The following is a 5,317-nucleotide window of genomic DNA, read 5'->3' as shown; positions in this document are numbered from 1 at the left end:
CCAGCGGGCCGGGCTGCCGCGCGACGCCGCATGCGCTCGCCCCCATGGGCGGCGCGCCAGCGGAACGCTTCGCCTGCGGCGGGGCGGAGGCCGTGATGGTGACGATCCCGGGCGGCGGCCATGTCTGGCCGGGCGGTGCGCGCGCCGGGCGCGGCCCCGACGCGACCGCGGAACTCTGGCGGTGGTTCGCGACGCTCAGGTGACCAGCGACCAGAACATCCGGAGGCTGGTCGCGAAGAGGAACACCGCAAAGGCGCGCTTCAGCCACAGCGGCGGGATGGTGTGCGCCAGGTGCACGCCCCAGGGCGTGGCGAGGATCGAGGCCGGCGCGATCAGCGCCACGCCCAGCAGGTTCACGTAGCCCAGGGAAAAGGGCGGCGTCAGCGGATCGTTCCAGCCGCCCCAGACGAAGCCGATCGTCGCCGGGATCGAGATAATGAGCCCGAAGGCCGAGGCCGTCGCCACCGCCTGGCGGATCGGATAGCCGAACATCGACAGCAAGGGCACGCCGAGCGTCCCGCCGCCGATCCCCATCATGGCGCTGACGGACCCGATGCCGATGCCGAGCGCCTGGCGCGGCGGCCCGTCCGGCACGCTGTCCGCGACTTTGAAGTCGACCGCGGTGAAGCCCATGTTCAGCGCGACCAGCAGCGCGACCATGGCGAAGACCGCCGTCAGCCCCTCGCCGCGCACATGCACGGCGAGGAAGGTGCCGAGCAGCACGCCCGCCAGCATCGCCGGCCAGATGGAGCGCAGCAGCGCCACGTCCATCGCCCCCTTCGCATGGTGCTTGCGCGCCGACTGGATCGAGGTGGGGATGATGGTCGCGAGCGAGGTCGCGACCGCGACCTTCATCTGGATGCTCTCGGGAATGCCGAAGAAGGGGAACACGTTGAACAGCAGCGGCACGATGACGATGCCGCCGCCGACGCCGAGCAGCCCCGCCAGCGTGCCGGAGACGAGCCCCGTCGCCGCCATGGCCGCGGCGAGTGCGATCAGCCAGGTCGTCTCGTTCAGATGTTCCATCGGCAATACGGTCCGGGATGGGCGCCACGAAGGGGGCGTGGCATACACAAGCCTCACCGACGCGTCACCCCGCCTTGCCCTTCATCCTCGATCCCTGGTTCTACATCCTCGCCATTCCGGCGGTGCTCATCACGGGCATCAGCAAGGGCGGCTTCGCCTCCGGCGCGGGGAACCTTCTCGTGCCGCTGATGGCGCTGACCGTGCCGGCACCGGTCGCGGCCGGCATCGCGTTGCCGCTGTTGTGCGCGATGGATGTCTCCGGGCTGCGCGCCTGGTGGGGCAAGTGGGACAAGCGGGAGATGCGCGTGCTGGTGCCCGGCGCGCTGGCGGGCATCCTCGTGGGCGCGCTCGCCTTCAGCACCTTCTCCGACCGCGCGATCAAGGGGCTGGTCGGCATCACGACGCTGCTCTTCCTCGCGCGCACGCTCTGGCTCGCGCGGCATCGGGAAACGCCGCCGCCCGCCCCGCACAACCCGCTGAAGGCAGTGATCTGCGCGGCGGGGTCGGGCTTCACCAGCACGATCGCCCATGCGGGATCGCCGCCGCTGGCGATCTACCTCTATCCGCGACGGCTCGACCGGCAGGTGATGGCGGCGACGACGGTCGTCTTCTTCGGCGTGGTGAACTACGTGAAGCTCGTGCCCTACTGGTTCCTGGGCAATCTTTCGGTCGGCAACCTCGCGACCAGCCTCGTGCTGCTGCCGCTCGCGCCGGCGGGCGTGTATCTTGGCATCTGGATGCAGAAGCACGTGTCGGATGCGCTGTTCTACCGGCTGCTCTACGGGCTGCTGCTGGTCACGGGCGTGAAGCTGACCTGGGACGGGGTGATGGGATGAGCGAGGCGCGGATGCTCGGCGTGCTGGGCGGCATGGGGCCGCTCGCCGGTGCGACCTTCATGCAGCGGCTGACGCTGCTCACACCCGCGACGCGGGACCAGGAGCACATCCCGGCGATCCTGTGGTCCGACCCGCGCGTGCCGGACCGCACCGCCGCGCGGCTCGGCGGCGGCGAGGACCCGCTGCCCTGGCTGCTGCGCGGCCTGCGCGGGCTGGAAGCTGCCGGCTGCGGCGCCGTCGCCATTCCCTGCAACACCGCCCATGGCTGGTTCGAGGCGATGCAGGACGCAACGCGCCTGCCCATCCTGCACATCGTCGAGGCCGCGGCGGACGAGCTGCGCAGGCTTGGCGTGCATGACGGCCGGATCGGCCTGCTCGCGACCAAGGGCACGCTCGCCATGCGGCTCTACCAGGAACGGCTGGAAGGGCGCGGCTACGAGGTGATCGCGCCGGACGCGGAGGAGATGGACCGCGTCGTGATGCCGGCGATCGAGGAGGTGAAGGCCAACCGCGTCGCCGAAGCCTACGCCCCGCTCGCCGATGCGGCGCGGCGGCTCATCGCCCGCGGCGCGCGCGCCGTGGTGCTCGGCTGCACGGAGGTTCCGCTCGGCATCTCGGCCGGGCCCGCCTTGCCCTTCCCGGTCGCGGACACGATCGACGCGCTGGCGCGCGCGGCGATCGGCTGGGCGAAGCCGGCGGGCTGAGACGGCGCCGGTTCAGTCGCAGCCGCAGCCGTCGGTCGGCCCGGCATCCGCCCGGACGATGTGGTGGTCGATCCATTCGGCCACCAGGCGCCGCGCCTCGTTCACCGAGGCTTCCGGATGGTGGATGCGATAGAGCGCGGTGCAGGCGCCGAAGGCGCTGAAATCACCCGCGCCCTGCTCGCGCAATTCGCGATAGGCCGTGACCACGGCTCGCTCGCAGCGGCGCGCGATGTGGCTGAAATCCCGGCCCATGCCGATCACCTCCGACAGGCTAGTTGCGAATCACTCGCAACGCCCGCCTAGGGTAGCGACGATTCAACCGTCGCTCAAGTGACAGGCGGTTCAGCCGCGCGCGACCGCCTCCGCGATGGCCTTGCCGACATCGACCGTCCCGGCCTGCCCGCCCATGTCCCGCGTCCGTGGGCCGCCCTCGGCGAGCAGCTTCTCGATGGTCGCGACGATGCAATCGGCGGCTTCCTTCTCCCCCAGATGCTCCAGCATCATCGCCCCCGACCAGATCTGCCCGATCGGGTTGGCGATCCACTTGCCGGCGATGTCGGGCGCGCTGCCGTGCACCGGCTCGAACATCGACGGGAAGGTCTTTTCCGGGTTGATGTTGGCGGACGCGGCGATGCCGATGGACCCCGCCACCGCCGGGCCGAGATCCGACAGGATGTCCCCGAACAGGTTGGAACCGACGACCACGTCGAACCAGTCCGGATGCTGCACGAAATGGGCGCAGAGGATGTCGATGTGGAACTGGTCCGTCGTCACCTGAGGATAGGCCTTGGCCATCTCGGCGAAGCGCTCGTCCCAATAGGGCATGGTGAAGGTGATGCCGTTCGACTTGGTGGCGCTCGTCACCTTCTTGCGCTTGCGCGTCATGGCGAGCTCGAAGGCGTATTTGATGACGCGGTCGCAGCCGATGCGCGTCATCACCGTCTGCTGGGAGACGAATTCGCGGTCGGTGCCGGGGAACATCCGGCCGCCGATCGAGGAATACTCGCCCTCGGTGTTCTCCCGCACGACATAGAAGTCGATGTCCTCGGGGCCCCGGTTGGCGAGCGGCGACTTCGACCCCGGCAGCAGCTTGCACGGCCGCAGGTTCACATACTGGTCGAACTGCCGGCGGATCGGGATCAGCAGGCCCCACAGCGAGACATGGTCCGGCACGCCCGGCCAGCCGACGGCGCCGAGGAAGATCGAGTCGCTGTCGCGCAGCCGGTCCATGCCGTCATCGGGCATCATCTTGCCGGTCTGCGCATAGGTCTCGCAGGACCAGTCGTAATGCGTCAGGTCGAGCTCGAAGCCGAAGCGGCGCGCCGCGGCATCCAGCACGCGCAGCCCCTCGGGCGTCGTCTCCTTCCCGATCCCGTCGCCCGGGATGACGGCGATGCGGTGCTTGCGCGCGGCCATGGCGGTTTCCTTCGAGTCGCGGTTTTGCCGGAGGGTGGCCGGGCGGGCCGCGCGGCACAATCCCCGGCCGGATTGTGAACTGGATCAGTGCGGCCCGGCCCCGCGGCGGGCAGGATCGCCATGCCTGCCACCCTCCGCATGACGGGGAGCCACACCATGACGTTCCGCCTGCTGGCCGCTGCCTGCCTCGGCCTCGCCCTGGTCGGCTGCAGCGAGGATTTCACCGAGACCCAGCCCGCCGCGCATGACGGCACCCGCACGCTCAGCCGCGCGGAGCTGCGCTGGTGCATGTTCAACGACGTGCGCATCGAGGCCGCGCGCCCAGACATGCGCGCGGCCAAGCAGGGCCAGGTGCAGGCCTTCAACGCCGCGGTGACGGACTGGAATTCGGGCTGCCGCCGCTACCGCTACAGCCGGTCCGACCGCGACGCGGTGCAGCGCCAGATCGAGGCCCGCCGCGCCACGCTGGAATCCGAGGGCCGGGCCCGCTTCGCCATCCAGGAAGCGAGTGCCGCCGCGCCGGCTCAGGGCGGCAGGTAGGTCCAGACCATCACCGCGCCGGCCCAGCGCCCGTCGCGCCCCGCGCGGCAGGGTGCGACGGCCTGGCCCCAAGCGCCGTAGCGCGTCTCGACCTCGCCTGCGACGTCGAAGCGGTGCAGCAGCGGGGATTGCACGATCGGCCCGCCCGGGCGCTCGGTCGATTCCGCCATGCGGCTGAGCCACAGCCAGGCGATGGAGATGCGCGACGGCGCATCGGCGGGCGTCCCCCAGGGCCGCGAGACCTCGACCCGCACGAAGGGGGTCACGACGCGCCGGCGCTCGACGCCGCCCGCCTCGTGGCCGGCGACATAGACGCTGCTCAGCTGCGCGGTGGAGTTCAGCTCCCCATTCGCGTCGAGCCGCATCACGTGGTCGTAGAAGGTGCGCATCCCCGGCACGAGGTCGATCGGCGGCGCGGTGGCAAGCGAGAGCGCGCGCGACTGCGCGGCGAGGCGCGTCGCGCGGTCCGTGCATTCGGCGGCGCTCGTCCCTTCGACCGCGACGGCGGTGATGTCGATGACGTCGGGCGAGCCCTGGGCCGCCGCCAACGCCGGCCAGGCGAGGACCAGCGCGGCGAGCAGGCGCCTCATGCCCCCGCCCGCATGCGGCCGGGGTTGAGGATGCCCGCCGGATCGAGCGCCGCCTTCACGCGCCGCCCGATGGCGGCGAGCGGGCCGGGTTCGTCCGGCAGCACCGCGACGGACAGGCGCAGCGCCTCCGGCGCGCGGAACAGCGTGCAGGTGCCCCCCGCGGCGGAAGCGGCCACGGCGATGGCGCCATGTGCGGCCTCGCTCG

The 5,317-nt window shown here is 71.2% G+C and carries 9 protein-coding genes; 4 read left to right on the top strand and 5 right to left on the bottom strand.

The window, feature by feature from the left end; all coding sequences use genetic code 11:
* Positions 1–203 (top strand): alpha/beta hydrolase family protein (locus HW577_RS20135; protein WP_419956600.1); only part of this gene is annotated, 203 nt, incomplete at its 5' end.
* Here HW577_RS20135 and HW577_RS20130 read toward each other — a convergent pair.
* A complete protein-coding gene (locus HW577_RS20130) occupies positions 196–1,026 on the bottom strand; it encodes a sulfite exporter TauE/SafE family protein (protein ID WP_198377914.1) in 831 nt (276 codons plus the stop codon). The genes HW577_RS20135 and HW577_RS20130 overlap by 8 nt on opposite strands.
* Positions 1,027–1,100: 74 nt before the next feature.
* On the opposite strand from HW577_RS20130, the gene HW577_RS20125 reads away from it, so the two are divergent.
* Together HW577_RS20125 and cuyB are read left to right on the top strand one after the other, a co-directional pair.
* A complete protein-coding gene (locus HW577_RS20125) occupies positions 1,101–1,862 on the top strand; it encodes a sulfite exporter TauE/SafE family protein (protein ID WP_198377913.1) in 762 nt (253 codons plus the stop codon).
* Positions 1,859–2,566, top strand: coding sequence for a cysteate racemase (gene cuyB, locus HW577_RS20120; protein ID WP_198377912.1), 708 nt, complete (start codon positions 1,859–1,861; stop codon positions 2,564–2,566). Before HW577_RS20125 ends, cuyB begins: the two co-directional genes overlap by 4 nt.
* Before the next feature lie 12 nt (positions 2,567–2,578).
* On the opposite strand, the gene HW577_RS20115 is transcribed toward cuyB, so the two are convergent.
* The gene (locus HW577_RS20115) at positions 2,579–2,818 is read right to left on the bottom strand and encodes a hypothetical protein (protein ID WP_198377911.1); all 240 of its coding nucleotides are present in this window, start codon (positions 2,816–2,818) and stop codon (positions 2,579–2,581) included.
* A gap of 90 nt (positions 2,819–2,908) precedes the next feature.
* The gene (locus HW577_RS20110) at positions 2,909–3,982 is read right to left on the bottom strand and encodes a tartrate dehydrogenase (RefSeq protein WP_198377910.1); all 1,074 of its coding nucleotides are present in this window, start codon (positions 3,980–3,982) and stop codon (positions 2,909–2,911) included.
* A 120-nt stretch (positions 3,983–4,102) separates the two neighbouring features.
* Here HW577_RS20110 and HW577_RS20105 point away from each other — a divergent pair, with 120 nt between their 5' ends.
* Positions 4,103–4,522 carry a hypothetical protein gene (locus tag HW577_RS20105; protein ID WP_198377909.1) on the top strand — a complete coding sequence of 140 codons (420 nt, stop codon included), beginning with the start codon at positions 4,103–4,105 and terminating at the stop codon, positions 4,520–4,522.
* Here HW577_RS20105 and HW577_RS20100 read toward each other — a convergent pair.
* Positions 4,507–5,112, bottom strand: coding sequence for a hypothetical protein (locus HW577_RS20100; RefSeq protein WP_198377908.1), 606 nt, complete (start codon positions 5,110–5,112; stop codon positions 4,507–4,509). The genes HW577_RS20105 and HW577_RS20100 overlap by 16 nt on opposite strands.
* Positions 5,109–5,317: FAD-linked oxidase C-terminal domain-containing protein (locus HW577_RS20095; protein ID WP_332837770.1), on the bottom strand; the 209-nt coding region annotated here is incomplete at its 5' end. The genes HW577_RS20095 and HW577_RS20100, both read right to left, overlap by 4 nt.

The sequence above is a fragment of the Neoroseomonas rubea genome, assembly GCF_016106015.1.
Lineage (GTDB): Bacteria > Pseudomonadota > Alphaproteobacteria > Acetobacterales > Acetobacteraceae > Neoroseomonas > Neoroseomonas rubea.
Note: the sequence above shows the minus strand (reverse complement) of the source record. Positions and strands in the feature narration are given on the sequence as shown.

What these genes read in the sequence shown, in the direction of transcription:
- HW577_RS20130 (WP_198377914.1), bottom strand. Translation starts at nt 1,026, where the DNA reads ATGGAACATCTGAACGAGACGACCTGGCTGATCGCACTCGCCGCGGCC.
- cuyB (WP_198377912.1), top strand. Translation starts at nt 1,859, where the DNA reads ATGAGCGAGGCGCGGATGCTCGGCGTGCTGGGCGGCATGGGGCCGCTC.
- HW577_RS20115 (WP_198377911.1), bottom strand. Translation starts at nt 2,818, where the DNA reads ATGGGCCGGGATTTCAGCCACATCGCGCGCCGCTGCGAGCGAGCCGTG.
- HW577_RS20110 (WP_198377910.1), bottom strand. Translation starts at nt 3,982, where the DNA reads ATGGCCGCGCGCAAGCACCGCATCGCCGTCATCCCGGGCGACGGGATC.
- HW577_RS20105 (WP_198377909.1), top strand. Translation starts at nt 4,103, where the DNA reads ATGCCTGCCACCCTCCGCATGACGGGGAGCCACACCATGACGTTCCGC.
- HW577_RS20100 (WP_198377908.1), bottom strand. Translation starts at nt 5,112, where the DNA reads ATGAGGCGCCTGCTCGCCGCGCTGGTCCTCGCCTGGCCGGCGTTGGCG.